The organism is Dyella humicola (genome assembly GCF_026283945.1).
GTDB lineage: Bacteria > Pseudomonadota > Gammaproteobacteria > Xanthomonadales > Rhodanobacteraceae > Dyella > Dyella humicola.
This window is the reverse complement of the sequence record NZ_JAPDPC010000001.1, coordinates 2,897,888-2,924,529: the sequence shown is the minus strand read 5'-3', so window position 1 is coordinate 2,924,529 and position 26,642 is coordinate 2,897,888. Positions and strand designations below refer to the sequence as shown.

General features: G+C 62.8%; 23 protein-coding genes. 4 read left to right on the top strand and 19 right to left on the bottom strand.

The window, feature by feature from the left end; all coding sequences use genetic code 11:
• Window positions 1–412 precede the first annotated feature (412 nt).
• On the top strand, window positions 413–1,177 hold the full coding sequence (locus tag OUZ30_RS12860) for an SEL1-like repeat protein (RefSeq protein WP_266182704.1): 765 nt from the start codon (window positions 413–415) through the stop codon (window positions 1,175–1,177).
• 62 nt (window positions 1,178–1,239) lie between these two features.
• On the opposite strand, the gene OUZ30_RS12855 is transcribed toward OUZ30_RS12860, so the two are convergent.
• Window positions 1,240–1,692: a hypothetical protein gene (locus OUZ30_RS12855; RefSeq protein ID WP_266182703.1), complete on the bottom strand. Its 453-nt coding sequence runs from the start codon at window positions 1,690–1,692 to the stop codon at window positions 1,240–1,242.
• 225 nt (window positions 1,693–1,917) lie between these two features.
• The gene (locus tag OUZ30_RS12850) at window positions 1,918–2,097 is read right to left on the bottom strand and encodes a hypothetical protein (RefSeq protein WP_266183192.1); all 180 of its coding nucleotides are present in this window, start codon (window positions 2,095–2,097) and stop codon (window positions 1,918–1,920) included.
• On the opposite strand from OUZ30_RS12850, the gene OUZ30_RS12845 reads away from it, so the two are divergent.
• Window positions 2,053–2,811 (top strand): helix-turn-helix domain-containing protein, encoded by a 759-nt coding sequence (locus OUZ30_RS12845; protein ID WP_425601521.1) that lies wholly within the window; start codon window positions 2,053–2,055, stop codon window positions 2,809–2,811. The two genes, OUZ30_RS12850 and OUZ30_RS12845, sit on opposite strands and share 45 nt — an antisense overlap.
• Window positions 2,812–2,821: 10 nt before the next feature.
• Here the strand turns inward: OUZ30_RS12845 and ccoS are convergent, their stop codons facing one another.
• From ccoS to ccoN, 7 genes are read right to left on the bottom strand one after another with little or no spacing between them, the layout of a single operon-like run.
• Entirely contained in the window at window positions 2,822–3,022 is a 201-nt protein-coding gene (gene ccoS / locus OUZ30_RS12840) for a cbb3-type cytochrome oxidase assembly protein CcoS (protein ID WP_266182702.1), read from the bottom strand.
• Window positions 3,019–5,238 carry a heavy metal translocating P-type ATPase gene (locus tag OUZ30_RS12835; RefSeq protein ID WP_266182701.1) on the bottom strand — a complete coding sequence of 740 codons (2,220 nt, stop codon included), beginning with the start codon at window positions 5,236–5,238 and terminating at the stop codon, window positions 3,019–3,021. Before OUZ30_RS12835 ends, ccoS begins: the two co-directional genes overlap by 4 nt.
• A complete protein-coding gene (locus tag OUZ30_RS12830; protein WP_266182700.1) occupies window positions 5,235–5,450 on the bottom strand; it encodes a hypothetical protein in 216 nt (71 codons plus the stop codon). The genes OUZ30_RS12835 and OUZ30_RS12830 overlap by 4 nt, the downstream gene beginning before the upstream one ends.
• Window positions 5,434–6,342: a cytochrome-c oxidase, cbb3-type subunit III gene (gene ccoP / locus OUZ30_RS12825; protein ID WP_266182699.1), complete on the bottom strand. Its 909-nt coding sequence runs from the start codon at window positions 6,340–6,342 to the stop codon at window positions 5,434–5,436. The genes OUZ30_RS12830 and ccoP overlap by 17 nt, the downstream gene beginning before the upstream one ends.
• On the bottom strand, window positions 6,339–6,533 hold the full coding sequence (locus OUZ30_RS12820) for a cbb3-type cytochrome oxidase subunit 3 (protein ID WP_266182698.1): 195 nt from the start codon (window positions 6,531–6,533) through the stop codon (window positions 6,339–6,341). The genes ccoP and OUZ30_RS12820 overlap by 4 nt, the downstream gene beginning before the upstream one ends.
• On the bottom strand, window positions 6,530–7,183 hold the full coding sequence (gene ccoO, locus OUZ30_RS12815; protein WP_266182697.1) for a cytochrome-c oxidase, cbb3-type subunit II: 654 nt from the start codon (window positions 7,181–7,183) through the stop codon (window positions 6,530–6,532). The genes OUZ30_RS12820 and ccoO overlap by 4 nt, the downstream gene beginning before the upstream one ends.
• An 11-nt stretch (window positions 7,184–7,194) precedes the next feature.
• Window positions 7,195–8,661 (bottom strand): cytochrome-c oxidase, cbb3-type subunit I, encoded by a 1,467-nt coding sequence (ccoN, locus tag OUZ30_RS12810; protein ID WP_266182696.1) that lies wholly within the window; start codon window positions 8,659–8,661, stop codon window positions 7,195–7,197.
• 239 nt (window positions 8,662–8,900) lie between these two features.
• Here ccoN and fdxA point away from each other — a divergent pair, with 239 nt between their 5' ends.
• On the top strand, window positions 8,901–9,224 hold the full coding sequence (fdxA, locus tag OUZ30_RS12805) for a ferredoxin FdxA (protein ID WP_266182695.1): 324 nt from the start codon (window positions 8,901–8,903) through the stop codon (window positions 9,222–9,224).
• Window positions 9,225–9,251: 27 nt separating this feature from the next.
• Here fdxA and OUZ30_RS12800 read toward each other — a convergent pair whose 3' ends face one another.
• The 3 genes from OUZ30_RS12800 to OUZ30_RS12790 form a co-directional block, all read right to left on the bottom strand.
• The gene (locus tag OUZ30_RS12800) at window positions 9,252–11,156 is read right to left on the bottom strand and encodes an FTR1 family protein (protein WP_345781048.1); all 1,905 of its coding nucleotides are present in this window, start codon (window positions 11,154–11,156) and stop codon (window positions 9,252–9,254) included.
• Window positions 11,157–11,258: 102 nt separating this feature from the next.
• Complete coding sequence (locus OUZ30_RS12795; protein ID WP_266182694.1) at window positions 11,259–11,678, bottom strand: group III truncated hemoglobin; 420 nt, start codon at window positions 11,676–11,678, stop codon at window positions 11,259–11,261.
• 27 nt (window positions 11,679–11,705) lie between these two features.
• The gene (locus tag OUZ30_RS12790; RefSeq protein ID WP_266182693.1) at window positions 11,706–12,938 is read right to left on the bottom strand and encodes an NnrS family protein; all 1,233 of its coding nucleotides are present in this window, start codon (window positions 12,936–12,938) and stop codon (window positions 11,706–11,708) included.
• Between the two features lie 273 nt (window positions 12,939–13,211).
• On the opposite strand from OUZ30_RS12790, the gene OUZ30_RS12785 reads away from it, so the two are divergent.
• Entirely contained in the window at window positions 13,212–14,006 is a 795-nt protein-coding gene (locus tag OUZ30_RS12785) for an SDR family NAD(P)-dependent oxidoreductase (RefSeq protein WP_266182692.1), read from the top strand.
• Between the two features lie 77 nt (window positions 14,007–14,083).
• On the opposite strand, the gene OUZ30_RS12780 is transcribed toward OUZ30_RS12785, so the two are convergent.
• The 7 genes from OUZ30_RS12780 to OUZ30_RS12750 all read right to left on the bottom strand — a co-directional run bounded on the left by OUZ30_RS12780 (window position 14,084) and on the right by OUZ30_RS12750 (window position 26,426).
• Entirely contained in the window at window positions 14,084–15,382 is a 1,299-nt protein-coding gene (locus OUZ30_RS12780) for an amino acid permease (RefSeq protein ID WP_266182691.1), read from the bottom strand.
• 165 nt (window positions 15,383–15,547) lie between these two features.
• Window positions 15,548–17,881 (bottom strand): Orn/Lys/Arg family decarboxylase, encoded by a 2,334-nt coding sequence (locus OUZ30_RS12775; RefSeq protein ID WP_266182690.1) that lies wholly within the window; start codon window positions 17,879–17,881, stop codon window positions 15,548–15,550.
• A 117-nt stretch (window positions 17,882–17,998) separates the two neighbouring features.
• The gene (locus tag OUZ30_RS12770; protein ID WP_266182689.1) at window positions 17,999–20,314 is read right to left on the bottom strand and encodes an Orn/Lys/Arg family decarboxylase; all 2,316 of its coding nucleotides are present in this window, start codon (window positions 20,312–20,314) and stop codon (window positions 17,999–18,001) included.
• Window positions 20,315–20,451: 137 nt separating this feature from the next.
• Window positions 20,452–21,939 carry a DcaP family trimeric outer membrane transporter gene (locus tag OUZ30_RS12765; protein ID WP_266182688.1) on the bottom strand — a complete coding sequence of 496 codons (1,488 nt, stop codon included), beginning with the start codon at window positions 21,937–21,939 and terminating at the stop codon, window positions 20,452–20,454.
• A gap of 60 nt (window positions 21,940–21,999) precedes the next feature.
• Window positions 22,000–22,950, bottom strand: a complete 951-nt coding sequence (locus OUZ30_RS12760) for an amino acid ABC transporter substrate-binding protein (RefSeq protein WP_266182687.1) — start codon at window positions 22,948–22,950, stop codon at window positions 22,000–22,002.
• A 31-nt stretch (window positions 22,951–22,981) separates the two neighbouring features.
• Window positions 22,982–24,313: a putrescine-ornithine antiporter gene (gene potE, locus OUZ30_RS12755; RefSeq protein WP_266182686.1), complete on the bottom strand. Its 1,332-nt coding sequence runs from the start codon at window positions 24,311–24,313 to the stop codon at window positions 22,982–22,984.
• 385 nt (window positions 24,314–24,698) lie between these two features.
• Window positions 24,699–26,426 (bottom strand): SulP family inorganic anion transporter, encoded by a 1,728-nt coding sequence (locus OUZ30_RS12750; RefSeq protein WP_266182685.1) that lies wholly within the window; start codon window positions 26,424–26,426, stop codon window positions 24,699–24,701.
• Window positions 26,427–26,642 lie beyond the last annotated feature (216 nt).

The following is a 26,642-nucleotide window of genomic DNA, read 5'->3' as shown; positions in this document are numbered from 1 at the left end:
ACGCTGGTCGGAGGTCCGTCACCACTCAGAGTCGTGGGGAGTTCGAGGGAGCCTCCATCAAGGGGGAGCGTGCCGCCAGGCACGCGCTAGGGTCCGCGACGGAGTGCGGACGCGCAGGGTGGCCATCCGTCCAGGAGGGACGGCCCACCCAATTCCCCGGCTCGCCGGAACTTGCTCCGTCATCAGGTCGGGTGCCTTGGCGCACGCGCGCATGGCCATCGAATCTCATCGTCTTTCAACGCGAGGACCGGTCGCTTCCAGAGCACGGCCTTGAGCAAGGCAGCGGTTCGTGCGCGCAAGCGCAAGAATATGCAGCGCTGTTGAGGCATGGAGGCTGTCATCGTGGCCGTTGCACTGTCCGTTACGATGAATCGTCATAGCCATTCACCTCATCGATCGAGAGAGCAACATCATGAACACGCACCCATGGAAGCGGGTATGGCCCATGCGGCTGGCGATCAGTCTTGCCCTTGCAGCGCTGGCGCCGGTGCCGGCAGTGGCGCAGACGCCGAGCACGCCATTGGAACAGGGCGGCGATGTCGTCCCTAGCGCTGCCGACCTGGCCAACACGAGCTGCGCGAGTGGCGAAGAGCGTTTCTTGCCGGGCGATTACTACTATTGCCTCGGCACGCAATCGTACGGCACGCATCGCTATCAGAACGCGCAGCGATTTTTCACCACGGCGGCGAGCTGGGCCAGCAAGCCCGCGCAATACGTGCTTGGTGTCATGGCGCTCAATGGCGATCAGCAGCCGGCGAACCGCCCGCTGGCGCTGGCATGGCTGACGCTGGCGTCAGAGCGTTCCAACGCGGATTTCAAGCGCGCGTACGACGCCGCCTACAACGCTGCAACGACGGACGAGCGGCGTGCTGCCGACGCGCTGCTTGCCACGATGCGTCCAGTCTATGGCGACGCTACCGCGGCGGTGCGGGCGGAGCAGCGGTATGCACAGGGCATGGCCGAGTTGACCCGGTTGAGCAACAGCGGGGGCAATTACTGCATGCAGGACGATCGGGCGATCACGCGGGAGGCACCAGGGCCCAGCGGCTGTCCCTCGGCCAAGTTTGTCATCCAGGCGGTCGATGCCGCCGCGGTCAACGTATTCGACGGCTGGGTCGGTCACGTTCAGGTGGGCCCATTGGAGCAGGCGGGCGCCCCGGCGAAGAAAGGCGGATGAACTGAGGCGGGCAGGACGGCAACCGGAGGCGTTGCCGTCAAACGCGCGCGCCCTGGCTTGGGTCAGTTGCGCACAGTGACTGCGGGCAGGTCAACCACGTTGGCCATGACGCTGGCCTCGGCCATCGATCGGTCGGCACGTTCCAGGGCATTGCACGCCGATTCGGCGGCGTACCGCATGAGGTAGGCAAGGTGCGCCCGATACTGCGAACCGATGCCGTAGGCGCGGATCATGCCCGCGGCCTCGGCCAGGCACTCGAGATCCGCATGGACCCGATCCAGGTCGGTACTGATGGGGCACTGCGCGAAGGCATGCGTAACGACGGCGTCATGCAGGCGGGCACCGATGACGTCTTCCACCAGCTTGGCGGCCTGGCGCGCGGCGAACACCAGTACGTCAGCTGCCGCATGCGAGAGTTCGCTGTCGGACACCGCACGGTCGGTCAGTTCCACCAAGCTGCGCGTAACGGTCAGCAGTTGCGTCACGGGATAGGCCGTAGCGTTGCTCTGACTCATGATCCCGATCCCCCGGAGAAATTGATCGCGCATTCTCTACCGAGGCGGGCAATTTGTGTATCGGAAAATTGGGTCAATCGCATTTTGCGGGTCGACGACCCTCGGGACGGTGGGCCAGGCGGTCTTGAGCGGCGCTCTGGGGAGGTGCCATGAGCCGGTCGTTCGGCTGGCTGACCAGACCCACTTGGCGGATACCAATGGATTCATGAATTTCGATAGCTTGGCTCAATTGCCCGTCATGCCGCCGCGCCTTGCCGGCTGCGGCACGCGGCCGCAGGACGAGAACCGCGCGCAGCACTGGATAAAATGGCGTCGTCCCGTCACGACTGCTTTCCACCAGAGGCCAGCCAGCGCATCGATATGCAGTGCATTCCACAAGTATCCGTTGCCGAGACGACCGCTCATGTCGACGCGCAGGCTTTATGCGCAAACTGCGCCTTTTCTCGAGCGTGCAGCGCGATGGGCTATGGCAAGCGTGATCTGGCCGCTTTGCAATGTCTCGTGGAGCATGCCCCCCCGCTGGCCGAGGGTGAGCACGTGGTTCGGCGGGGCGAGCCGTTTCGTGCGATCTACGCCGTACGCACCGGCAGCGTGAAGGCGTCGCTGTTCAGCCGTGATGGCCGCGAGCAGGTACTCGGCTTCTATTTGCCTGGCGAGGTGGTGGGGCTCAACGGCATTTATCCCGACTGCTATCCAAGCGATGCGATCGCGCTGGAGCGGTCAACCTTCTGTCGTTTCTCGTTTCCGGCCATGAGCGATCTCGCGGCAACGCTACCGGCGGTACAACAGCATCTGTTTCGCATGTTGAGTCGGGAGCTTGGCATGGCCAGCAGGCTCGCCGGCGATCACACGGCCGACGAGCGGGTGGCGGCGTTCCTGTTGGACCTGGGACATCGTCACGGGCAGCACGGACTGTCGGATACGGTCTTCCAGCTCAGCATGTCGCGTAGCGACGTGGCCAGTCATCTGCGCTTGGCGCCAGAGACGGTAAGCCGGGTGCTCAGTCGGTTTCGCGCGAAGGGCTGGGTCTCGGTGGCGGGCCGGCGGGTGCAGTTGCGTGATGTCGAGGCGCTGCGCGATACGGGTTTTGCGCTATGGCAGGCTTCGTCGGCGGCGTAAGCCGCACACGTCAGTGTGGCTCATCAGCGTCCGTCGGTGTCTCGCTGTTGTCTGCAGGCCGCTCGGTGGGATCGCTCTCTTCCATGAGTGGCAGCACGCCAGGACTGTCCAGGTCATCGAACTGCTGGTGGTTCACTGCCCAGAAGAAGATGGCGACCGCCACGATGACGATCAGCAGGGTGACGGGAATCAGCACCAGCAGGATGTTCATGCGCGCACCGCGGGTGCTGGCGGACCATCGCGTCCGATACGCCAGGCGTTGAGAACCACGACGAGGGAACTCGCCGACATGCCGATGGCGGCCAGCCAGGGTGGCACCCATTCCAGCGCCGCAAAGGGAATGGCGCAAAGATTGTATGCCAGCGACCAGCGCCGGCCTTGGGCGATGACGTCGCGAACCTTGCACGCCACATCACGCGCCACCACCAGTCCGTGTAGCTGACCGTGCAGCAGCAGGAAGTCGGCATGCGCCTGGGCGAGCTCAGTGCCGGAAGCCAGGGCGGCGGATACATCGGCACCGGCGAGGATGGGCGCGTCGTTGTTGCCGTCGCCTACGGCGAGCGTGACGTGGCCTTCGCGGCGTTTGCGCTCAAGCAGGGCGAGTTTGTCCGTGGGGGTCTGTCGTGCGTAGTGTTCGCCCACGCTCAGGGCCGCGGCCGTATGGGCGACACGTCCCTCGGCATCGCCGCTGGCGATCACCGTGGCCATGCCTCGTTCCCGCAGCGCATCGAGTGTCTTTGAAGCATCGTCGCGCGCGACTTCGCGCGGACGGAACGCGGCAATGGGTCCTTGTGCGTCGGCAAGCCACAAGTCGTCGGAAGAGCGTGGTGGTTCGACGCCCTCAAGCACGAACCCAGCGCGCCCCAGCCGAAGCGAGTGGCCATCGATCGTCCCGGAAATGCCTGAACCAAGCGTCACTTCGACCCGTGTCGCCGCAGCAGGCCGATACCCCGATGTGGCCCGCGCCACGGCACGTGCCATCGGGTGTGAGCTCTCCCTGGCAAGCGCAGCCGCGAGCGCCGGCCACTCAGTGGCGCGGTCAGCGCGTACGTGGCTGGCTTCGTCGAGATCGACGTGGGGCACCGTCAGCGTACCGGTCTTGTCGAAGACAGCGACGTCGACGCGCGCGAGAGTCGCCAGAGCGGCGCTGTCGGCTACAAGTACGCCGCGCTGGGCGAGGATGCCCAGCGCCCGAACCATGGCGCTGGGTGCCGTGAGCGCGTAGGCGCAAGGGCAGGCGATGACGAGCACCGCCACGGCCGCCTCGAAGGCCCGTGACGGATCGATCAGTAGCCACGCCGCGGCGGTTCCCAGCGTAAGCAACAACACGCGTGCGACGAAACGGCCCAGTTCCGCGTCATCCACTTGCGTGGCGGCTTCACGTGCCAGGCGCGTGCGCGTACTGAGGGCGCCGACGCGTGCGACTGCGGTGTCATCGCCACTGCGCTCGACCCGTAGGCGCGCCGGTCCGCCGACCAGGACGCTGCCGGCCACGAGTGGGTCACCGCGGCGCCGCGTGACCGGACAGGATTCGCCTGAGAGCAAGGCTTCGTCCACTTGGATCGACTCGCTCTCCAGCACACCGTCGGCGGGTACGGTGCCACCCTCGGCGATATGCACCCGATCGCCGGGCAGTAGTTCGATGGCCGGTACCGTCTCCAATGCCCCGTTGGCGCGCACACGCTCTGCCAGCAAGGGCGTCCCGTCGATCACGGCGTCACCTAAGGCCCCACTGCGATGCCGGGCGCGCAGCTCGATATAGCGGGCTGCCAGCAGCAGAAACACGAACATGCTTGCCGAATCGAAATAGATCTCACCCTGGCCGCGTACGGTGTTGATCGCGCTGGCGAGAAACACCAGCCAGACGGCGGCGGCGACCGGAAGATGGATACCCAGGCGTCGGCTGCGCAGTTCCTGCAACGCGCCTCGGACGAACGGGTGCGCCGAATAGAACACGATCGGTGCGGTGGATATCAGGCTCAGCCAGCGAAACAGGCTGCGCGTAGTGAAGTCGACGAAATCCACCACGCCGATATAGATCACGAAGGCATACGTCATTACCTGCATGGTGCACATGCCGGCGACAAGCAGGCGCTTGAGCAAGTCGTGCGCCTCGCGCGAGCGCGCATCGTCGATGCTGTCGCTGCGCAGCGGTTGCGCGGCACAGTGCATGGCGGCCAGCGTTTGCAGCAGGGTGGGCAGGGAAGTGCGATCGCGATCCCAGATGACGCGCACGCGCCGCGACGAGGCGTCGACGCTGACTCGTCGCACGCCGGGGACGGCATAAATCACCTGTTCCAGCCGCAGTACCTGACGCGCACCTTGCAAGCCATCGACACGCAAGGCGACTTCGCTCTGCCCATCGCGCCGCGCGCGCAGCACCTGGGCTGCCAGCAACGGATGCGCCCATGCTTCGTAGGCGTTCAAGGTTTGGCACCCCGATGTTCATGGGTGCTCGAAGGCACGCCGAAAACCGCATGCGGTGCATCCACCGGTGTATCGGCATGTCTTGCGCCAAGCATGATCATCCACACGCATCCCGCCAAGGACGCACCGAACACCATCACTCCAAGCCACACGATCGGCTGCCGATGCCAGCCCGAAGTGGCACTGGCCGAGGGCTTACTGCGGGTAGGCATGATCCGGATGCGACAGGTGATAAACGTAGGCGGCCAGCACGCGAATCTGGTCCTCGGTCAGGCGCGGGCTCCATGCCGGCATATGGCCCTGACGGCCATCGCGGATGGTGGTTTCGATATCGGCCGGCGTGCCGCCGTGCAGCCAGATCTGATCGGTGAGATTTGGCGCGCCCAGCGCCTGGTTGCCCTTGCCATCGGGACCATGGCAGGCGGCGCAAGTCGCAAACAAGGGCTTGGCGGCCTCCGCACGTTTTTCGTCGTGCGGCCTGCCGGAGAGACTCAAGACGTATTGCGCGAGGTTCTTTACGTTTTCCTCGCCCAGACTCGCCCATGGCGGCATCACACCGGCGCGACCGTCGTGGATCGAGGTGAAGATGGCCTTGCCATCGCCACCATAGAGCCAGTCGTTGTCGGTGAGGTCGGGAGCGCCAAGCAACGGATTGCCGGTAGCCGAGCGCCCATGACATGCCGCGCAATTGTCCAGGAACAGGCGGCCGCCCAGCTGCTGGGCGGCCGGATCGCCGGCAAGCTGCTCGATCGGATACAGCGAAAACCGCTTCATCAGCTCGTCGAGCCGGGCGTTGTTGGAGGCGACGTTGGCGGCCAGTTCACCGTGGGAGGTCCAGCCAAGCAGTCCTTTGAAGCGACCAAAGCCTGGAAACAGCGCCAGGTAGGCAAAGCCGCAGATAAACATGGCGGCCGACAAAATGATCCACCAGAGTGGCAGCTTGTGCACACCTTCGCGCAACACGCCGTGCGCCCACACATGGCCGCTGGTGCCGTCCTGCTGAACGGGAATCTTGGCGCGCGGCGCCCACAGGAACAGGAACAGCGTGATGCCCAGGTTGAGCACCACCAGGAACATGATCCACAACGACCAGAACAGGCTCATGGCTGGGCATCCTTCGCGTCGGCATCCGTCTGCGGATTCTCAGCAGTCGGCTCGTCTTCCATCGGAAGCTCGGCCATGCGCAAGAACGCTTTTTTATGTCGACCGCTCCACGCCCACGCCCAGATGCAGATGAAAGTAAACATCATCACGACGATGATCACGCCGGTGAGGTGACCCCAGATCTCGTTCATGGCTCGCCTCCGTCGCTGGCCGGTTGGCCGTTCGCCGCCATCGGTTCGTTCTTGACGCCCAGGCCTTGCAGGTAGGCGACCAGGGCATCCAGTTCCGTCTTGTCCTTGAGTGCGTCGGGTGCACTGGCGATGTCGGCGTCGCTATACGGGTCGCCGAGTTTGCGCAGCCCACGCATGCGCGCCTGGATGTCGGCAGCATCGAGCTTGGTTTGCGCCAGCCATGGATATCCGGGCATGTTCGATTCCGGCACGACCTTGCGCGGGGCCATCAAGTGCAACTGGTGCCACTGGTCGGAATATTTGCCGCCGACGCGGGCGAGGTCGGGCCCGGTGCGCTTGGAGCCCCACTGGAAGGGTCGGTCGTATACCGACTCCTCGGCGATGGAGTAATGACCGTAGCGCTCGGTCTCGGCGCGCAGCGCGCGAATCATCTGCGAATGGCAGAGATAGCAACCCTCACGCACATAGATATCACGCCCGGCCAGCCGCAGCGGGTCGTATGGCCTGACTCCGAGGGGCGCCCTCACCGAATGGGCTTCCATGAACAGTGGCGTGATCTCGGCTAGTCCACCGATCGACACCATCACGGCGGTGAGGACGGCAAGCAGCGGCGCGTGTTTCTCGATCGTTTCGAAATGTTTGTAGGCCATGGGTGCGCTCCTCAGCCTGCCGCCGGCAGTGGGGCGGGTACCTGGTGCGGCTCAGGCTCGGGAATCGGCACCGGAATCGGCTTGATCAGGTGGGCCCGCGCATCGGCGGCGGTGTGCCAGAGATTCCAGGCCATCACCACCATGCCCGACAGGACGAAGCAGCCGCCCAGCCAGCGGATCAGGTACATCGGCTTGATCGCGATCAGGCTGTCGAGGAAGGAATAGGTGAGCGAGCCATCTGCGTTGGTGGCGCGCCACATCAGGCCTTCGGTCACGCCCGCGGTCCACATCGAGCCGACATACAGCAACAGGCCCGTCATGTGCAGCCAGAAGTGCACTTCCATGCCCGTGTTCGAATACATCGCCGGCCGGCCCAGGGCGCGCGGCGCCATGGCATAGAGCGAGCCGATGGTGATCATCGCCACCCAGCCGATCGAGCCCGAATGCACGTGGGCGATGGTCCAGTCGGTGTAATGCGACAGCGAGTTCACCGTCTTGATCGCCATCATCGAGCCTTCGAAGGTGGCGGCGGCGTAGAACACCAGCGACATCACCATGAATTTCGCCGCAGGATCGGTTTTGAGCTTGTGCCAGGAGCCGTTGAAGGTCAGCAGTCCGTTGGCGGCCGAACCCCAGCTCGGCATCAGTAGCACCAGCGAGAACGCCATGCCCACCGACTGCACCCAGTCGGGCAGCGCCGTATACATCAGGTGGTGCGAACCGGCCCACATGTAGACGGAGATCAGAGCCCAGAAATTGACGATGGAGAAGCGGTAGCTCCACAGCGGCTGCTGCGCCTGCCGCGGCACGAAGTAATACATCATGCCGAGGAAGCCCGCGGTAAGGAAAAACGCCACCGCGTTATGGCCGTACCACCACTGCACCATCGCATCCACCACGCCGGAGTAAACCGGATACGACTTGGTCAGGCTGATCGGCAGCGCGATGTTGTTGACGATATGCAGCAGGCCCACCGCGATGATGAAAGCACCGTAGTACCAGTTGGCCACGTAGATATGCCGGATGCGACGGCGCCCGAGGGTGGCGAAGAACACGACGCCGAACGAGACCCATACCATGGCGATAAGGATGTCGATGAACCATTCGGGCTCGGCGTATTCCTTGCTCTGCGTCATGCCCAGCGGCATGGTCGTCATGGCCAGCACGCAGATCAGCTGCCAACCCCAGAACGTGAGTTCAGCCAGGCGCGGCAGGGCGAGCCGAGTGTGGCCGGTGCGCTGCACGACGTAGTAGCAGGTGCCCATCAGGGCCGAGCCGCCGAAAGCGAAAATCACACCAAAGGTGTGGTCAGGGCGGATACGGCTGAAGGTCAGCCAGGGAATATCGAAGTTGAGGGCGGGCCACATCAACTCGGCCGCGGCGTAAACCCCTACCGACATGCCGATGATCCCCCAAACGGCCGCTCCAAGCAGGAACAGGCGGACGACTTTGTCGTCGTAGTACTCGGTCACAGACATGCAATCCCCACCTTTTCAATGGATGGATGGTGCTCTGATCATTCGACGCACTTCGATGACTTGGATCAAATTTTCCCAATGATAGCCTTACAGGTCCGCGGTGTGTTGCCACAGTCTTCCTTCGATTGGGAGGCCGGCCTTGATCAAGATGGCGTGACGACTCGCTGGCTTATTGACCCGGATCAGCGCGAAAACTTTTGCAAACTGGCAGGCTTCCAGCAGGTCGCGGGAGCGCTGGAATGACCCACGTCGTCACTGAGAACTGCATCAACTGCAAGCACACCGACTGTGTCGAGGTATGTCCGGTCGACTGCTTTCATGAGGGCCCCAATTTCCTGGTGATCGACCCGGACGAATGCATCGACTGCACCTTGTGCGTCGAGGAATGCCCGGTCGATGCGATCTTTGCCGAGGGCGATGTGCCGGCGGGGCAGGAGCCCTATCTGGCCCTCAATGCGGAGCTGGCCAAGAGCTGGCCGGTGATCGCCACGAAGATACCCGCGATGCCGGATGCCGCCGAATGGGACGGCAAGCCGGACAAGTTGCGTTTGTTGATCCGATGAGCGACGTCCGCTCCATGACGCCGATGGTCACGCGGCGCGCGCCCGCCACCGGTTGATGGCGAAACCCAGGGCCAGCATCAGCGCCACCGCCAGCTGGGCCAGCAGCGATTGCCAGGTGGGATAGATGCCCAGCAACTCGATGGAAGGAACCGGCGCCACCGTCACGGCGGTCCAGCCCGCCTCCTGCAACGCGGCCACCCCCTTGCCGGTCAACACGATGGCCAGCGCGGCGATGATCAAGGAGCTGACCGAGAAGAACACGCCGAGCGGGAGTCGCCGGCTGGTCCGCAGCAGCACATACGCGATCAGGCCAAGGATGAGGGCGCCCGCGGCGATGCCAGCCAGCAACCAATGCCCCTGGCCTTCGTTCCACAACGCCGTATAGAACAGGATGGTCTCGAACACCTCGCGGTAAACCGAGATGAAGGTCAGGCCGAAGACGAACCAGGCGGACTTGCGATCAAGTGCCGTGGCCATCTTGGCCTTCAGGTAGGTCTGCCAGCGCCCACCGATGCTTTTCTGATGCATCCACAAGCCGACGCCAAGCAGCACCGCCGCGGCGAACAGTGACGAGAGCCCTTCGGTCAGTTCACGGCTCGCGCCGCTGATCGAAATGGCGTAGCTGGCCACGGCCCAGGTGAGTGCGCCGGCCAGCAGGGCGAGCAGCCAGCCCGCATGGACATAGCGTGTGGCGTCGTGCCGATCGGCTTTGCGCAGAAAGGCGAGCAGCGCCACCACGACCAGCAGGGCTTCCAGTCCTTCACGAACGAGAATGGTCAGCGCACCAAGGAAAATGGTCAGCGGGCTACTCGCCGCCTCCGACGTCACCTGGCCGGCACGCGCCAGCAGGGTGTCGATGGACGATGCCTGCGCGGCGATCTCATCGCCCGAGGTGTCGTTCGACAAGGCGCTGCGATACGCACCCATGGCGGTCTCGATACGCGCACGTAGTTCGCTGTCGCGGGCATTGAGCTGAGCCTCCACCGGCTCGACCCCATCCAGATAAGCGGACAACGCGAGTTGGCGGGCTTCGTCCACGTTGCCGGCGTGAAAGGCGGCCGTACTGGTGGAGAGGCGGGCACGTGCGAGCGCGATACCCGTCAACGCCTGTTGAACGGCACCGGGGTTCGCGCGCAGATAGCCGATGATCAGTCGGGCCTGTTCGGTTCCGAGCGTGTCGGATAACTGCGTGACGCGTGCGCGGGAAAGCTCGCTGAGTGAGGCGATATTGCTGCGCGCGGCGTCATTGTCATGCCAGGCGCGCACACCCTTGCTGGCTGCGTCGGGGTAAGCAAGCGTGCCCACGTAGTACGCCAGCGCCCAACGATCGTCGCTGGACAGCGTGGTGGCGAAGCTCGCCATGGGCGTACCTTCCACGCCCTGGGTGATCACTTCATAGAGCGACAGCGCGCTACGTTGGTCGGCGCGCTGCTGCTGAGTGAAGTCCACCGGGCGTGGCGAAAGGCGGAGTCCTACCGGGCCATCGCCGCGGCCACCGGCGCCATGACATGCCGCACATTGGGCCTGGTAGAGCGCGGCGCCGCGCGCAAGATCGGGCGCGTGCGCGGGAGCGGTAGGCACGGGATAGCTCTGTAGCAGCGCATCGGCCAGGGCGTGCGCTTCGCGCGCCACTTGCGCCTGCGACGCCTTGGCGTCGATCGATGCCACCAGGTGATCGGCCTGCTGCTGCAGCGCGGCTGAACCGGGAGAGGAGGGCAGCGCGCGAATCTGGTCGCGTGCATTACGCGCGAACTCGCGCATCTCGTCATATTCGGAAGCGCTGACCACGGCGCCGTTGTTTACCGCACCGGCGTAATCGGTGGCGAGGTAATCGAGCATCTGCCATGTTTGCGACACGCTTGCTGGCGCATCCGCTGCGTGCAGCACGCTCGCCATGGCGAGGCAGGCCCATAACGTCAGCGCGAGGGTCAACGCAAATCGTCTAAAAATGCGAGTGGTTCTCATTTGTATAGTGTGCGCCTGCGACCCGCTTGCATGGAAGGGGGCGGCGACACGCCGTAAGCCTCCGCGGCACTACGACACGAAATGCAGCGGTTCGATAATGCGCGATGGGTGCTCCAGCGACAGCCGCCCCAGCTTCATCCCGAGACTGAGGCCTTGGGCTACACGTTCGGCCGTGCCGATGAAAAGCTCGGCGGTCGACGCTTCGAATACCTCATGGGCGGTTTCCCGCCACAGCGCCAGCCAGCGTTGACGGAACGCTTGCGGAAACGGTGGCAGTTCACGATGGACGCCCATGGGATTGCCACGATAGCGGCCCGAGCGCAGCACGATGGACGACCAAAAGTCGCGCAGGATGCGCTTGTGCGCGGTCCAGTCCGCGATGACGCCGTTGAAAATCGGCCCTAGCTGCTCGTCCGCACGCACCTTGGCGTAGAAGCGATCGACGAGCGTGGCAATACCTACCTCGGTGGCCGTGGCGAAAAGAGGCATGGCGTTCTCCGGGAATAGGGCAATCGATCAGCCGGGCTTGCCGTCACGACGTGGCGTGAGATAAATCCACAACGCGCGCGCCACCCAGGGCATCAGCACCAGCAACCACAGTGCGGCAGACAGCACGTAGTACGGCAAGGGACGCGCCGAGCACTCGGCCAGCACGCGAATCACCGCCACCAACTGCATGCCGATGAACGCCATCCACGGCAGTGGCCCCATCACCAGTGGCCGGCCGGAATGGCCATGCGTCACGCGGGTCACCATGGCGACCAGCATCGAGCTGAAGAAGCCGATGGTGAGCGCGTGCAAGGGTGCCAGCGGCCAGCCGGCTGCGCCGGTCGCCAGTACTCTCAGGCTGTCGACCGTGAACAAACCGAACGACAGCGGCAACCAGGTCAGCGCGATATAGAGCACCGTCAGGAGTCCTGGTCCGCGTGCTTTCCACGGTTGCCAGGCCAGCCATTGCCACAACAGCAGCGCCGTCAGCGGCAGGTCGGCAAGCCAGCGCCAGGCGTGGGCATCGCGCAGGTCGAAGGCGAGGTGGGCAAGGCTAAGTATCCACACGCCCAGCAGCGACCAGGCAGGGCGTACGACGCGATATCCGGCCAGGACATTGCTCGAAAAGAACGGCACCATGCGATGCGCCACCGTGAAGTACACCGGCACCAGCAAACCGAAGGTGCCGATGCCGATGGCGATCGGCATTAATGCTGGCGATCCACCCACGGCATAGAGCAGGGCTAGCGCAAGTCCCAGCGCACCCAGGACCAAGGCAGCGTAAGCGGAAACGGACCAAACATCCCGATAACCATGGCGATGCAGTCGTGAGCCGAGCGCGAACATCGCGGTCAGCCAACCGAGCAACATGGCGGCCAGGCCGACGGGCAGCACGATGGGGGCGCCACTCTGTGCGGCAATTACCAGCGCGGCGCCGGCGAACGTGAAACCAAAGACCGCGGCGTAGATTCGCTTTGGCACCGCGGCGAGATCGAGCCAGCGAGGAAACACCGTCAGCAGAAAGCCGAGCACGAAGGGAGCGAGGGTGGCGTACTGCATCAGCAAGCCATGGGCCCAGCCGACCGGCATGGCATAGCGCACGAACGGCCAGCCGCGCCACGAAGCCAGCAGCGCCCACGTCCACCAGACCATGCTGGCCAAAAGCGCCGTGGCACCCACAAAAAACATCGCCCGATGCGGAGCCTCAAGCAGCGTCGTCAGCGGCTGGGTTAACGGAGGAGCTGGGTTCGCGGATCGCATGGAGATGTGCCTGCGCAAGGAGCGCCGGGAACGGAGAGCCATAGTTTGGCGATGCCGCTCTGCGTGGCGCTCTGATCTGGGTCAGAATTTTCTTACCTGGCGCGTGAACGTCGCGAGGCCGTGAAGGGCCCTGGCTAGCGCGCATTCACTTGGGCACGGCAACTCGCTGCGACTCGCCCGCGAGAAGGTCTCTCTCCCTTGTATCGCGGACTAGCGTCGCCACCTTTGCGAATGAGTGCAAAGGTGCATCCACTGTCCATCAGGAGTATTCCCATGCATATTGATTTGACCGGCCGGGTGGCCGTGGTTAGCGGTTCGACGGCTGGCATCGGCTTGGCGATCGCGCAAGGTCTCGCTGCCGCAGGCGCTCATGTCGTCATTACCGGCCGCACCCAGGCCCGTGTTGACGAGGCCCTCGCCAGTGTGCGCTCGTTCGTCGCCGGCGCCACTCTCACGGGCCTGGCTGCTGACCTGGGCACGCTTGATGGCGCACAGCGGCTCATCGCGACGATTCCCGATGCGGACATCCTGATCAACAACCTGGGCATCTTCGAGCCGAAGGCATTCTTCGATATTCCTGACGAGGACTGGTTGCGCTTTTTCGAGGTGAATGTGTTGAGCGGCGTTCGCTTGTCGCGGCACTACGCGCAGGGCATGGCCAAGCGTGGCTGGGGGCGCATCCAGTTCGTATCCAGCGAATCGGGCCTGCAGATTCCCGCGGAGATGGTGCACTACGGGATGACCAAGACGGCGCAGCTTGCCGTTTCGCGTGGGCTGGCCGAGTCGCTGGCGGGAACCGGTGTGACGGTGAACGCGATACTCCCGGGGCCAACGCGCTCGGAGGGCGTCGGCGACTTCTTCGGCAAGATCGCGGCGGAGCAAGGCGTATCGCAGGAACAGGTGGAGCGCGATTTCATCCAGACCCATCGTCCATCGTCCTTGATCCAGCGGTTGGCGACGGTGGAAGAGGTGGCTAACCTCGCCGTGTATCTCGCCTCGGAACAAGCCTCAGCGACGACCGGCGCCGCCATGCGCGTCGATGGCGGAGTCGTGCGTTCGATAGCCTGAGGGCGGCAGCTTCGGAGAGGTATTGGACGAACGACCCAGGCAACCCATGCGCGGTGGCCTGGGTCGTTGAGTTCCGTTCACGGCTTGCGTTTCATCAACGCATAGAGGGGCGCCGTCAACAAGAGGACGAGGAGCGCCCTGCGGCCCAGGAGATCGGATTGACCCACGACCACGCCTACGCAATACAGGCATGCAATCAGGCCTGCGATAAGCAGCGCACGGCGTCTTGACCTTGGCAGCTCGATGGTTTGATTGAGGCGCCACATCGAGATCACCGAGTAGATGTAAGGAAGCGCCATCAAGACCACGGTCGCGTTGGTGATGATGGAAAACTGCTTGGCGATAGAGGGGGATGCGGTGAGCACCAGTAGCCCTGTCATCAGCAGGCCGGTGATGACGAGATTGTGCGTGGGCATGCCATGATCGTTGGTCACGGCGAAGCGGCGCACAAACATGCCATCGGTGGCGGCGGCCTGGGCCGACTGGGCGACGATGAGGATCCAGCCAACAAGGGCACCGGCCGCCTTCAGGATGGCGGCCACCGAGATCACTTCGGCCGCCCATGGCCCCAGCATGAGGCGCGCCGCGTCGGCGAACGGAGCCGCCGAATTCTTGAGTTGGTCGTTGGGAAGGATGCCCATGATGGCGGTGCAGCAGGACACATAGATAACCGTGGCCACCACGAGCCCGATAATCGTCGCCAACGGTACGTTGCGATTCGGATTCTCGATGACGCCGGCCGAGACGGCCGCGCTCTCGACGCCGAGAAACGCCCATAACGCAATGGAAGCGCTTTGGGCCACGGCGGAATGCGTGGGCAAGGAACCTGGGTTCCAACCGGCGCTGAAGACTTCCGGCTTAAACCAAAGCCAACCAAGCACGCCGACAAAGGCGATCGGCAGGATGCCGGCGATGGTGGTGATGCTGGTGAATTGGCCGATCGTCTTCGCGCCGCGCGAATTCAGCCAGATAAACAGCCAGATCACGGCGGCCGTGCAGCCATTCGCGAACCACGGGCTCTTCAGGATCGGGAAGAACACCGCCAGGTAACCGGTGACCGAGATCGCGATGGCGACATTGCCGATCACGTTCGCGCCCCAGTACAGCATGTTGGTCTGGAAGGCGGCGAACGGGCCCATATGGTCGCGCGCATAGGCATAAGGTCCACCGGCCTGCGGCTCCACCATGCCCAGGTGCGCGAACACCAGGCCTAGCGCGCTGGCGCCAATGGCCGAGATGATCCAGCCATAGATCGAAATGCTGCCGATGCTGGCCAGGCTGGAAGGAAGCAGGAACACGCCCGTGCCGACCATGTTCGCCACGACGAGCGAAGATGCGCCGACCAAACCCATCTTCTTTGGCTGTAGCGCCGCCATGCTCACTCCCGTTTGCGTGCTCCGTGCAGGGTCCCGCTCATGCACTGCTGGTGGCGGATTGGGCGTCATCGCAGCGGTGACGCCACGACCTCCAACCTCCAGCGCAAGGCGACCTTGCCCGATGTCTCGATCAAGATAAGTCCGTGACAGCGGGTACAGCGGTGTTCACTTTTTCTTGGGCGTCTTGGCTGCCTTGGCGGGCGCCGTCTTCTCCGCAATCACGCGTGCCCACATGTCGCCCTGGGCATCGGCGTGGACGTTCTGGACTTCGCGGCCAAAACCGGGGAAGCGCCTGCCGTACTCCTCCACCGATGTCAGGAATTTCAGGATCGGCCCGCCCTTGGCGTCGACGCGTTCGCCAGGCATCAGCACGGGAATGCCGGGTGGATACGGCACGATCATCAAGGCGGCGAGGCGGCCCGGCAGGTCACCGATGCGAATCTCTTCAGTGTCGCCATGTATGAGTTTCTGATACGCCTCCGATGGCGTCAGCACCTGTTCGGAAAGCACTTCGCCAGCCTCGTTGGCCATCGCCTGCAGATCGAGGTCCGTCATGACCTTGTGCATCTCGTCGCAAAGCTGCGGCAACGTCACGCCGCGGTAGCGCTCGGGATGGGCCTGCACGAGATCCGGCAACGCTTCTTCCAGACTCGCGTCGCGATCGTAAAGGCGCTTGAAGGCGAGCAGGGTCTCGAGCAGGGTACCCCATTTGCCCTGCGTGGTGCCCACCGAGAACAGCACCAGCACGGTGTAGTCGCCGGTGCGGGCAATCGCCTGCCTGCGCGCATCCAGGAACTTGCTGAGTATGGCGCCTGGAATGCCGCGCTTGGCGAGCCGGCCCTGCGCATCGGTACCGGGACACACGATGGTGACCTTGGTCGGATCCAGCATGCAGAAATCATTCGCCACGACATCATCCGGCAGGCCGTGCCAGGTCTCGCCAACGCGAAGCGTCCAGCATTTGGGATCGTTCGCCAGGGCATCCACCGGTGCCGAGGAGAACTCCACGTTCTTGCCACCGACCTTGACCGTGTCAGGCTGGAACAATGAAAAGAACCATTCGTTATCCTTCTTCAGGCGCTTGGCCACCGACGCCACCGCCTGGCGGAACTCCACCGCGTAGCCGATGGTTTCGCGCAGCAGGGCGCTACCGGAAGGCTCGTCCATCATCGCCGTGGCGATATCCAGCGATGCGATCAAGGGATAGAACGGTGACGTCGTCCCATGCATCATGAATGCTTCCTTGAGCGGCGACCACGCCAGCTCGCCACGTTTGCTATTGCTCACGTGGATATAGGAAGCCATGGAAAACGCGGGCAGCATCTTGTGCGTCGACTGTACCGCCAGCACGGTCGGGCGGTTCTTCATGTCTTTTGGTATGCCCATCGCATAGCGATGCTTGTAGATCGGGTGAAACTTGCCGTAGGCATACCACGCCTCGTCGAAGTGGACGCGAGGCACGCTCTCCGCCAGCCATTCGGCCACCTTGTCCACGTTGTACATGATGCCGTCGTAGGTCGGGTTGGTAACCACGGCGTAGACCGGCTCCTTGGAGTTCGCGCCCGCCGTCAGCGGGGATGCGGCGATCAGGGAGCGAATGTGTTCCTTGGTGAAGCGCTTGGGTGGAATCAGGCCGATCATGCCGAGGCCATTACGGCTCGGCTGAAAATACACGGGTCGCGCTCCGGACAGCGTCATCGCGTGATTGAGCGATTTGTGGCAATTACGGTCGGCGATCACCATGTCGTTCGCGCCAACCGACGCCTGCACGACGATGCGGTTGGATGCCGAAGATCCAGCAAGTACATACAACGTCCAGTCGGCGCCGAAGATGCGGGCGGCCATGCGCTGCGAATCCGCGGGCGGACCTTCGATGTCCAGCCACGAGCCAAGCTCGGCATTGGAGATGCCGATATCCGCTCGCATGATGTTTTCGCCGAAGAAACGATGGAACTCGGCGCCGGCAGGATGCTTGAGGTAAGCGGCGCCGCCCATGTGGCCGGGCGCATCCCATTGGTAGGTGCCTTCCTCGGTCAGCTTCTTCAGCGCTTTGAAGTAGGGCGGAAGCAGATCGGAGTGGTAATTGTCGATGGCGAATTGAATGCGACGAGCGAGAAAGTCCGGCGTCTCGCCCACCAGGTTCACGTATTCGCGAACCTCGCGGATCACACTCAACGGAATGTCCTGGATGGTCGAGCCGCGGCTGAGCAGAAAGATCGGAATCCTCAGTGATTTCTCTCTCACCGCGCGGATGATCTTAAGCACCTCGCTTTCGCTCATCTCAGCGGTTTCGCCGAGGTCCCAGTCGACGGCAACGCAGGAGTAAGTCGCGGAGCCTTGCGCAATGGCGAGTCCATCCTCGCAAGTCAGTGCGCGCACTACCTCGATGCCGCGGTCCTGGATGGCCTTGCCGATGCGCTCCAACGCAAGCCGGAAGGCCGAGCCTTCATCCGGCGGATCGCTCGTGATGTAAAGCAACCAGGGATTGTTCATCGACATGGTTTCTATCCTCAATAACGGAAGATCCGTCGCGAAGCGGTGATGAGGAAAACGCGTGGGCGATAGGCGTTTGGCAACCGCTCGACCGATGCGTTTCCTTGTCAGGCATGCCCGATATCAAGTCGTTTTCAGGCATTGCACGTAATACTCGCCATCCTCTGCTTCGACGCCGTGCGTGTCGTGTCCAAACCCGGGAAAGCGCTTGTCCCAGCCCTGCAGGGATTTCAGATAGCCGATGTGTGGCCCGTTCGCCGCGCCGGCCGACTCACCCGGCATGACCATCGGAATGCCCGGAGGGTAGGGCACGATGCTGGTGGCAAGTATGCGTCCCGCAAGCTCAGGCAGCGCCACCCGTTCCACCTGTCCGCGCACCAGCAACTGGTACGCATCGGCAGGCGACATCTTGATCGCGGGCAACTGCGAATAGGCCTTCTGCAGGTGGGCGGTCTGGCCGCCCTTCTTCAGCTCGGCAAACATCTGATCGCCGAGGCCGCGCAGGCCCAGCCCCTCGTAGCGATCCGGATGACTCTTGACCAGGGAAGGCATGATCCGTGACAGCGGGGCATCCCGGTCGTAGTCGCGCTTGAAGTCCAGCATGGCCGTCAGCAAGGTGCTCCACTTCGCCTTGGTGATACCGATGGAGAACAGGAACAGTACGGCGAAGTCGCTGGTCTTCTCGACTTCGATGCCGCGCGCATCCAGATAGGCCGTGAGCAGTGATGCCGGAAAACCCGTCTTGGCGAGCGAGCCATCGTCGTCGACCCCAGGTGTCAGCACCGACACCTTGATCGGGTCGAGCATGCAATAGCCGTCCTCGAGTTTGTCGAAGCCATGCCAGGTATCACCCGGATGCATCACCCAGCACTCCGGATCCGTCGCCAGCAATTCCTGCGGCGCATCTTCGAACGCAATGCGCTTGCCGCTCTTGGGGTCCTTGACCTTGTCCGGATTCCAGGTGCGGAAGAACCACTCCTTCTTCTTTTCGAAATCGCGGCGCAGGCGGCCCACCACCTGGCGGAAGGTGACCGCCTCATCGATGCTCTCGCGGGTCAACGCGGTGCCGCTGATGCCATCCATCATGGTCGCGGCGATCTCGTTGGAGGCGATGATCGGATAGAACGGCGAGGTGGAGCCGTGCATCATGAACGACTCATTGAAGCGCTCATGCGGCATGGGATTGCGGCCGTCGCGGATATGGATGTACGAGGCCTGCGAGAACGCCGCCAACAACTTGTGGGTCGAGTGGGTGGTGAAAACCGTGGGACCCTTGGGATCGTGCTCCGACGCCTCGCCGTGCATGGCCAGGCGCCCGGCATACAGGGGATTGAAGCGGCCATAGCCGTACCAGGCCTCGTCCCAATGCACGCGATCCAGCCAGCCGCCCACCTCTTGTTGCACGCGCTTGACGTTGTAGCAGAGGCCGTCATAGGTAGAGTTGGTCACCACCATGAAGACCGGGCTCTTGTCCTTGAGGCCCTTCGCCAAAGGATTCGCCGCTATCTCCTTGCGCAGGGTGGCCTGCACGAAGCGTTCGGGATAGATCGGCCCGATCAAGCCGTAGCGGTTGCGTGACGGCACCAGGTACTGCGGAATGCCACCCGTCAGGGTCAGCCCGTGCTCGATCGACTTGTGGCAGTTGCGGTCACACAGGACCACCTGGTCACGCCCGACGCAGGCCATGAAGATGATGCGATTGGACGTGGACGAGCCGTTGGTCACGGTGTAGCTGCGATGCGAACCGAAGATGCGCGAAATGTATTTCTCGCTATCGCCGATCGGTCCATTGTGGTCGAGCAATGAGCCGAGCTCGCCGACGCTGATGGAAAGGTCGGTGCGAAAGATATGCTCGCCGTAGAAATCGTAGAAGGCGCGGCCGGCCGGATGCTTCAGGAAGGCGGTGCCGCCGGTATGGCCGGGCGTATGCCACGAATATTCGTGCACCTGGTTGAACGACTGCAGTGCGGTCGTCAACGGGCCGAACATGTTGCTGAAGTACATATGCATGGCGGCCTGGACGCGCCCACCCACGAAGGTGGCGACGTCCTCGAGCAGCCAGACCAGCTCGTTGATGGCCTCGACCAGTTCCACATTCAGCGTCTTGGCCTTGTCGCGCTCGGTCAACAGGAAGATCGGCACGTTCTCGTTGCGCGAGCGGATCAATTTGATCAGGCTGATGGCCGCCTGGTTGTCGAGTGACTTGCCACTGTCGTCCGGCAGCGACCAATCGATCATGATGGCGTGAATGGCCGCGTCCGACACGATGGTCGCGCGCGCGTCCTCCAAGGCCGAGGCCATCACGGTTTCGATATTGCGATCGGTGAATTCCTCGGCCAGGGTTCGGCAGGCCCTGCCACCCGCACTATCGAGGTTTCCCGCTTGGGCGTGAGCCAGAAGCACGCGGAATTTCTGGCGCTGGTTGCGACGTTCAAGCATGGCTTCACACCTCGAATTTGTTGTTCACGGAAAGTGCCGTGGCGGGGACGAAATTCTTGTCATCGACGTTCGCATGGCTCGCGGAGGCGGAGCCGAGTCGGCCATTCACTTGAGCTACCCGGCGCCGCCGTCCACGTTCACGGATTCAGGTCATAGCGCAGTGTCGTCTGGATGCGCTGGCCCTGGCCGCGCGCATCCGTAAGGTCGATGTTCTGGCCCCACAAGTATTCGATACCGACCATGGCACGTTCGCTGAACTGCCAGGCCAGGTTGAGCGACCCGAACTTGGTGCTCTTGGGCAGGGTCTGGTCGATCAACAGGTTGGATTGCGGGCTGATGCGCAGGTAGCCGTAGGACAGGCTACTGCTGAGATCACTGCTCCAGCCGTGGGTGTAGCCGGCGCCCCAACCGCGGGCGCGAATCCCCCTCAGGTCACCCTGAGTATTGAAAGCGGCATCCAGGCCCAGCCCGGAGATGTCCTGCAGGAAGTTGGCATACCCCCGCCCATTGCTGACCCAGCCCTGCACGCTGTCACGCTCGAAAAGCTTGGTGGTGCCGGTGAGTTGGGTGGCGTAGCCGTTGGTTCCCCGGGTGCGTGCCGTTGCGCTCTCCACCCGCAGGTCACGCCACAGGTTGGCCCATTGAATATGCCAGCTAGGCGCTTCCCAGCGTAGCCCGAACACGAAGTCCGGCCGCCGGGAATACGTGTTGAAGCCCTCGATGGTGGTGATGTCGGCGTTCGGTTTCTCCATCGACAACGGCAAGGTCAACAAGCTATCGCCATGCTTAAAGAGAATCGGCGAGAAGCGGATCTGCGGGCCGTATTTGAAGGTGAAGGAGTTCGGTCCTTCGTAGTCGAGCGTGTTGGGAAACACGTCGATGTCGGTAAAGGCCGAGATGTTGTAGCCCGCCAGCAGGGTAAAGTGCTCGTTGTCCAACTCGCCATAGAAGTACTGGAGGTTGTATGGCATGTCGCCGGTACCGCTACCGAAGAAATTGTTCTTGTAGACAATCTTCAAGGTGCCGTAATCGGTGTCGCGGCGGAAATCCATGCGGAACACGCTTTGCTTCGCGCTCATATTGGAGCGCCAGCCGGTGGCGTAAAACGGCGCCCCGCGCACGGGAATGGAGGACGGCACGAACAAGTCCTGGGCGCCCATGTAGGTGTTGTCCGCCATGGCATCGACCTGCGCGACCAGGTCTACCTTGAGCAGGTTGCCTGTATCACCAAGGCGGACATAGCCCCCGGGCAGCGGTTCGGACACGCCGGCCGGCGCCGACGGCGGGTGATACTCGGTGGCTTTGGCGGCCGCAAGTTCGGAGGTCGGCGTGACCACGGGCGGCTTGGCCGGTTGGCTAGGCGCTTGCGCGGTTGCCTGCGGTTTCGCCGCCTCCTTCGCCTCCAGCTCATCCAGGCGCTGCTGCATCTTCTGCATCACTTGCTGCTGCGCCTGCATTTGCTGACGCATCTGCGCAATCTCTGCTTTCAGGTCCGCGGATGAATCTGTGGACTGGGCCAGCGCCGCTGGCGCTGCCATGCATGTCAACAGCGCGAAGGCCAGCGATACGAGCCAGTGGCGTGTCGGCAAGCTCGGCCCCGAGAGATCACGCGATCGCTTGTGCATCACCAAATCCTCGCCAATCTGAATGGTCCGGATCGCGTGTTCACGCGGATCCGGGGAGCGTCAGTCCGGCAGCGCGGTGTTGTGGAACCAGTCGCGCATCGCCGCATCCGGTGCACCGAAAAACTGTGCATAGATGGTGTCGATCTTTCCTGAGCGGTACAGCCTGCTCAGCGTGCTATCCACCAGCAGGCGGAAATCGTCGTCATTGCGGCTCAGGACGAAGGAAAGGGCTTCGCGATCGAAGATTCGATTCAGCACCATCACCTGGCTACCGGAAGGATCACGCTGGGCCAGGTCGAGCAGTACGGTGCGATCGGCGACGAAGCCATCGGCTCTCCCGTTGATCACTTGTCCAATGCCGGTGGCGAGGTCGGGTACGACGGAGATGAAAGCATGGACGTTGAGCTCAGCCCTGCGTTCGGTCAATAAGCGCTCCGCCGAAGAACCTCCGATAACCGCAAAACGCCTTTCCTCGAGTACCTGCAGCCGAGGCGATCCGCGCCATACAGGTCGCGTGGATGCTCCGAGGCCCTCCAGCAAGTCGCGGAACGCGGCGGGAGAATCGCGCCGAACCAGGATCCCGATACCGCTACTCAACACAGGTATCGAATAGCTGACGTCCGCGCGACGCGCCAGCGTGGCCTCTGACGGCCCGCAGACCAGGTCGATGCGTCCCTCTTTCACCGCGCTGTAACGTTCGTTGGCATCGACGGCCACAAAGTCCATGGGCAGATTCGACAGGCCCAGCTTTGATTGCACGTCTGCGGCGATCAGGCGGCAGAGGGCGATGGCGTAGCCATCAATCTTGCCGGAGTCGTCCTTGAAGGAGACCGGCTTGGCATTCGCGTAGTAGCCGAGCGTGATTTTCCCCGCCGCGCGGATGCGATCCAGCGTGCTCGCTGCCGGCGCCTGCGTTTGGGCTAACAGCATCGATGGCGCCATCACGGCTGCGATGAGCAGGATCAGCGGCCAGGTAAATTTTTTGCTTGCCATCAAACGGGCGATCTGCATGTGCCTCTCCTCAGTTTCGCCTGCCAGTGCGTCAGGCAGTTCGCGCTTCGTCGACCACCAACGGCGGCGGGAATCGCGGTGCCAGGAAGCCATAGATCACAAAGGTGAGAGCCAACGCGATGGTGCCGCCGAGCACGGCCTCTTTACCGGAAGCGTAGATGGCATAGGTGCTGTAAAGCATCGCAACGGCAACGACAAAGGCATTCAGACGATAAGTGTGTTCGCCAACCCCGGCCTTTTTCATCATGATCATCAACGCCGACAGGGAAATGATGTATGGCACGACATTGGTGACCACGGCCAAATTGACCAGTACCGCGAATTGCTTGCTCAGGCTTGGGGAGGCCGTCGATAACGCCAACGCACTCTGCACGATGCCCATGACGATCATCCCGATCACCGGTGCGGTGAGGCGGTTGGTCTTCGCGAAGAACTTCGGGAACATCCGCCCTTCGGCGGCCGTCTTGGCGGTCTGGGCGATGGTGAACTGCCATCCAAGCAGGGAGCCCAGGCAGGCGAGAATGGCCAGTGCCCGGATGACCGCGCCGATCGTGGGGTTGAACATTTCCGAATAGGCGAGCGCGAACGGCGCGGTCGACTCGGCCAGTTGTGCATTCGGTACGATGCCCTGGATAACCGTGGTCGACAGCACGTAGACGGCGGCGGCGCCAAGCGTCCCAAGCATGCATGCGAGCGGAACATCGCGCTTCGGATTCTCGACGGCGTCTGAGTTTTGTGCGGCAGACTCCATGCCAAGAAATGCCCATAGCGTGAGCGAAATGCTGGAGTCGATGCCCTCGAAAAGGCTCAATCCCTTGGGATTCCAGGCAGCCGAAAACGTGGCGCCCTTGAACCAGAACCAGCCGATGATGGACAAGCCGGCGACGGGAATGATCACGCCCCAAACAGTGATGGAACCAATGCGACCGGTAATGCTTGGCCCACCGAAGTTGGCGATGGTAGTCAGCCAGAGCACACCTATGACGCTGATGCAGGTGGCGATGGGCGTCACCGACATGCCGGGGAAAAACACCGCGAGGTAGCCAACGGCAGAAATGGCGATGGCCACGTTGCCGATTGCCAGGGAAAGGAAGTAAAGAAAGAAGGTCAGGAAATAGCCGCCCTTTCCATAGGCGTCTTCGGCATATGCGGCCATGCCGCCAATGCGCTGATTGAACAGGCCCGCCTGGGCAAAGCCGTAGGCGATGGCCATCGATCCGAGCGCCGTGACCCCCCACGAGAGCAGTGAAATGGCGCCAACCTGGGCCATATTGGCTGGCAGCATAATGATGCCGGAGCCCATCATGTTCACAGCGACCAAAAGGGTCAGCTGCATCATGGTCATCTTCTTGGTGCCGGCCATCGGATTCCTCCCACACCCTTCGATGTCAAGGAGTTTCGTGTCCGGCACAAGGACGCGCGATCCTTAGCCGGTCCGTTTTTGTCGCACCTGCAAAAGCAATCGCTGAGTCCCCATAGCGATCGGGACTTTGCGCTGGCTTCGATCAAGAGCGTGTGAATCAGTCTGATGGACAAATCGCTTGATCGACGCTGCATCTAGACAATTCATGTGGTGAGTGTCGCGTGTGCGTTTCACGTAGGCGGAAATAGCTGACGCTGTCGCACCGTAGCGATCGAACGAATGGCGCAACAAAAGTGACATCATTCGTTTTGGCTTGCGTAAGTAAAATTACTTAAACTGTTATCTTTCGGCCGCTCCCTCGTAGGCAAATGGAACGGTGAAAGATTCAGCGTGATTCGCGCAACGTGCTCGAGGCTTGGCTTGGACCTCGATGTGCCAGCCATGCGGCCACCGTCTGATCCAGATTGAAGAACAGGCGTTCTTCCCCCAAGGTCGCGCCCAGCGGAGACCGCTGCACCATGGTCAGCACACCTGGGTTGAGGCCGACCAGCCAGAGCGTTATGCCCTGGTCCGAGAGCTTCTTCTCTGCATCGATCAGCATCTTGAGCGCCGTGTACTCAAGATCGAAGACGGCGCGCAGGTGCAGCACGACGACGCGGGCATTTGCTTCGACAATAAGCTGCTGGATCTTGTGACCCAGGTTGCCGGCGTTGGCGAAGAAAATGCGCCCCTCTGGCCGCAATAGCAGGAGGCCGGGGAACACCTCGTCGTCGGGGTGATCCTCGGATACGGGTCGGAATACCGTCGTGCCGGGTTTTCGCGCCAGCACATAGATCGGAGGATTGGATACCTGGTGGGCAAGTGCCGCCAGTGACACCACGATGGCCACAAGAATCCCCTGCAAGGTACCGAGCAGCACGACGCCCGCGCACGCCACCAGTGCCCATACGAATTCCGTGCGCCGCACGGTGATGATGGCGCGGAACTCGGCGGGCTTGATCAGGCCAATCGAATACACGATGACCACCGCCGCTAGTGTGGCTTCCGGCATCTGACCGATAAACGGGGCCAGCAGCAGCATGGTGCCGAGCGTCATGGCGGCGGTGACCAACGCTGCCAGTTGGCTGCGCGCGCCGACCAGGCGATTGACCGCCGTCTGGGTGGTGCCACCGCCTGCCGGCATGGAGCCAAGCAAGGCGCCGCCGACGTTGGCGAGTCCAGTTGCCACCAACTCCCGATTGGGCTGCGGCGTGGGTTCTTCGCGTGTGGCGAAGGCCCGTCCGGAGGCGATCGTCTCGGTGAAGCTCATCAGGGCAATGCCCGCGGCGGCGGGCCACAGCGACGCGACGAGCGACAGGTCCGGCTTGGTCAGCGCAGGCAAGCCGGTCGGCACATGGCCGACGATTTCGACGCCATGCGACGGCAAGCCGAACAGCGCGACGGCAGCAATGCCACAAGCCACGGCAATCAGTGGCGTCGGGGCCCGCGGCGCGAAATGTTCCATCGTCACCAGGATAACGATGGTGGCGAGTCCCACGACCATGGTCGCCAAGGACGCGTGCGGAAGGCCACTGGCGAGCGCCAGTACATTGTGGAAAAAGCCGCCCTTGGGAAAATGAATGCCGAGCAACTTCGGCAGCTGGTCGAGCACGATGACAACTGCGATACCGGCCTTGAAACCGGTCAGCACGGGATCGGAGATGAAGTTCGCCACAAAGCCCAGGCGTAGCAGCGCGGCGAGCGTGAGCATGGTTCCCACCAGCAAGGTCAAGGTTGCTGAGGCGCGTAGCAGCTCCGCGTCCCCCGCGCCCGGCGCCACCCGGGCCAGGGCGGCCCCCGTGAGGATCGCGAGCGTTGCCGTGGTACTCACGCTGAGTGGCCGTGAGGATCCAAACAGCGCGTAGATCACCATCGGAAGGAACGCCGTATAAAGCCCGACTTGCACGGGCAGTCCCGCCACGGTGGCATAGGCCAGGGCCTTGGGAATGACGATTGCGGCAACCGTTACTCCCGCGATGAGGTCCGGCTTGATCCAGTCGCGGCGATAGCCGCGAAGCCAGTCCAGCACCGGCAAGCGGCGACCCGCAGTACGCGTCGATGAATCGTCTCGCATGGTTGCGAGTATAAGGCCGCCCATTCGGTGTGCTTGGCGACAGAGAGACGCGTACCGTCAGACAGTAAATTTACGATTCTCAAGGTCACTCGAATGGTGTGATATAGGCAGCGAACCTGTCGGTCAGGGGCTTCGTTGCCCACAGCTTGTCGATGTCGGTTGGCAAGCCATGCATGACGAGAAAGTCGGGTTGACCAGTAATGGAACGCACGCGGG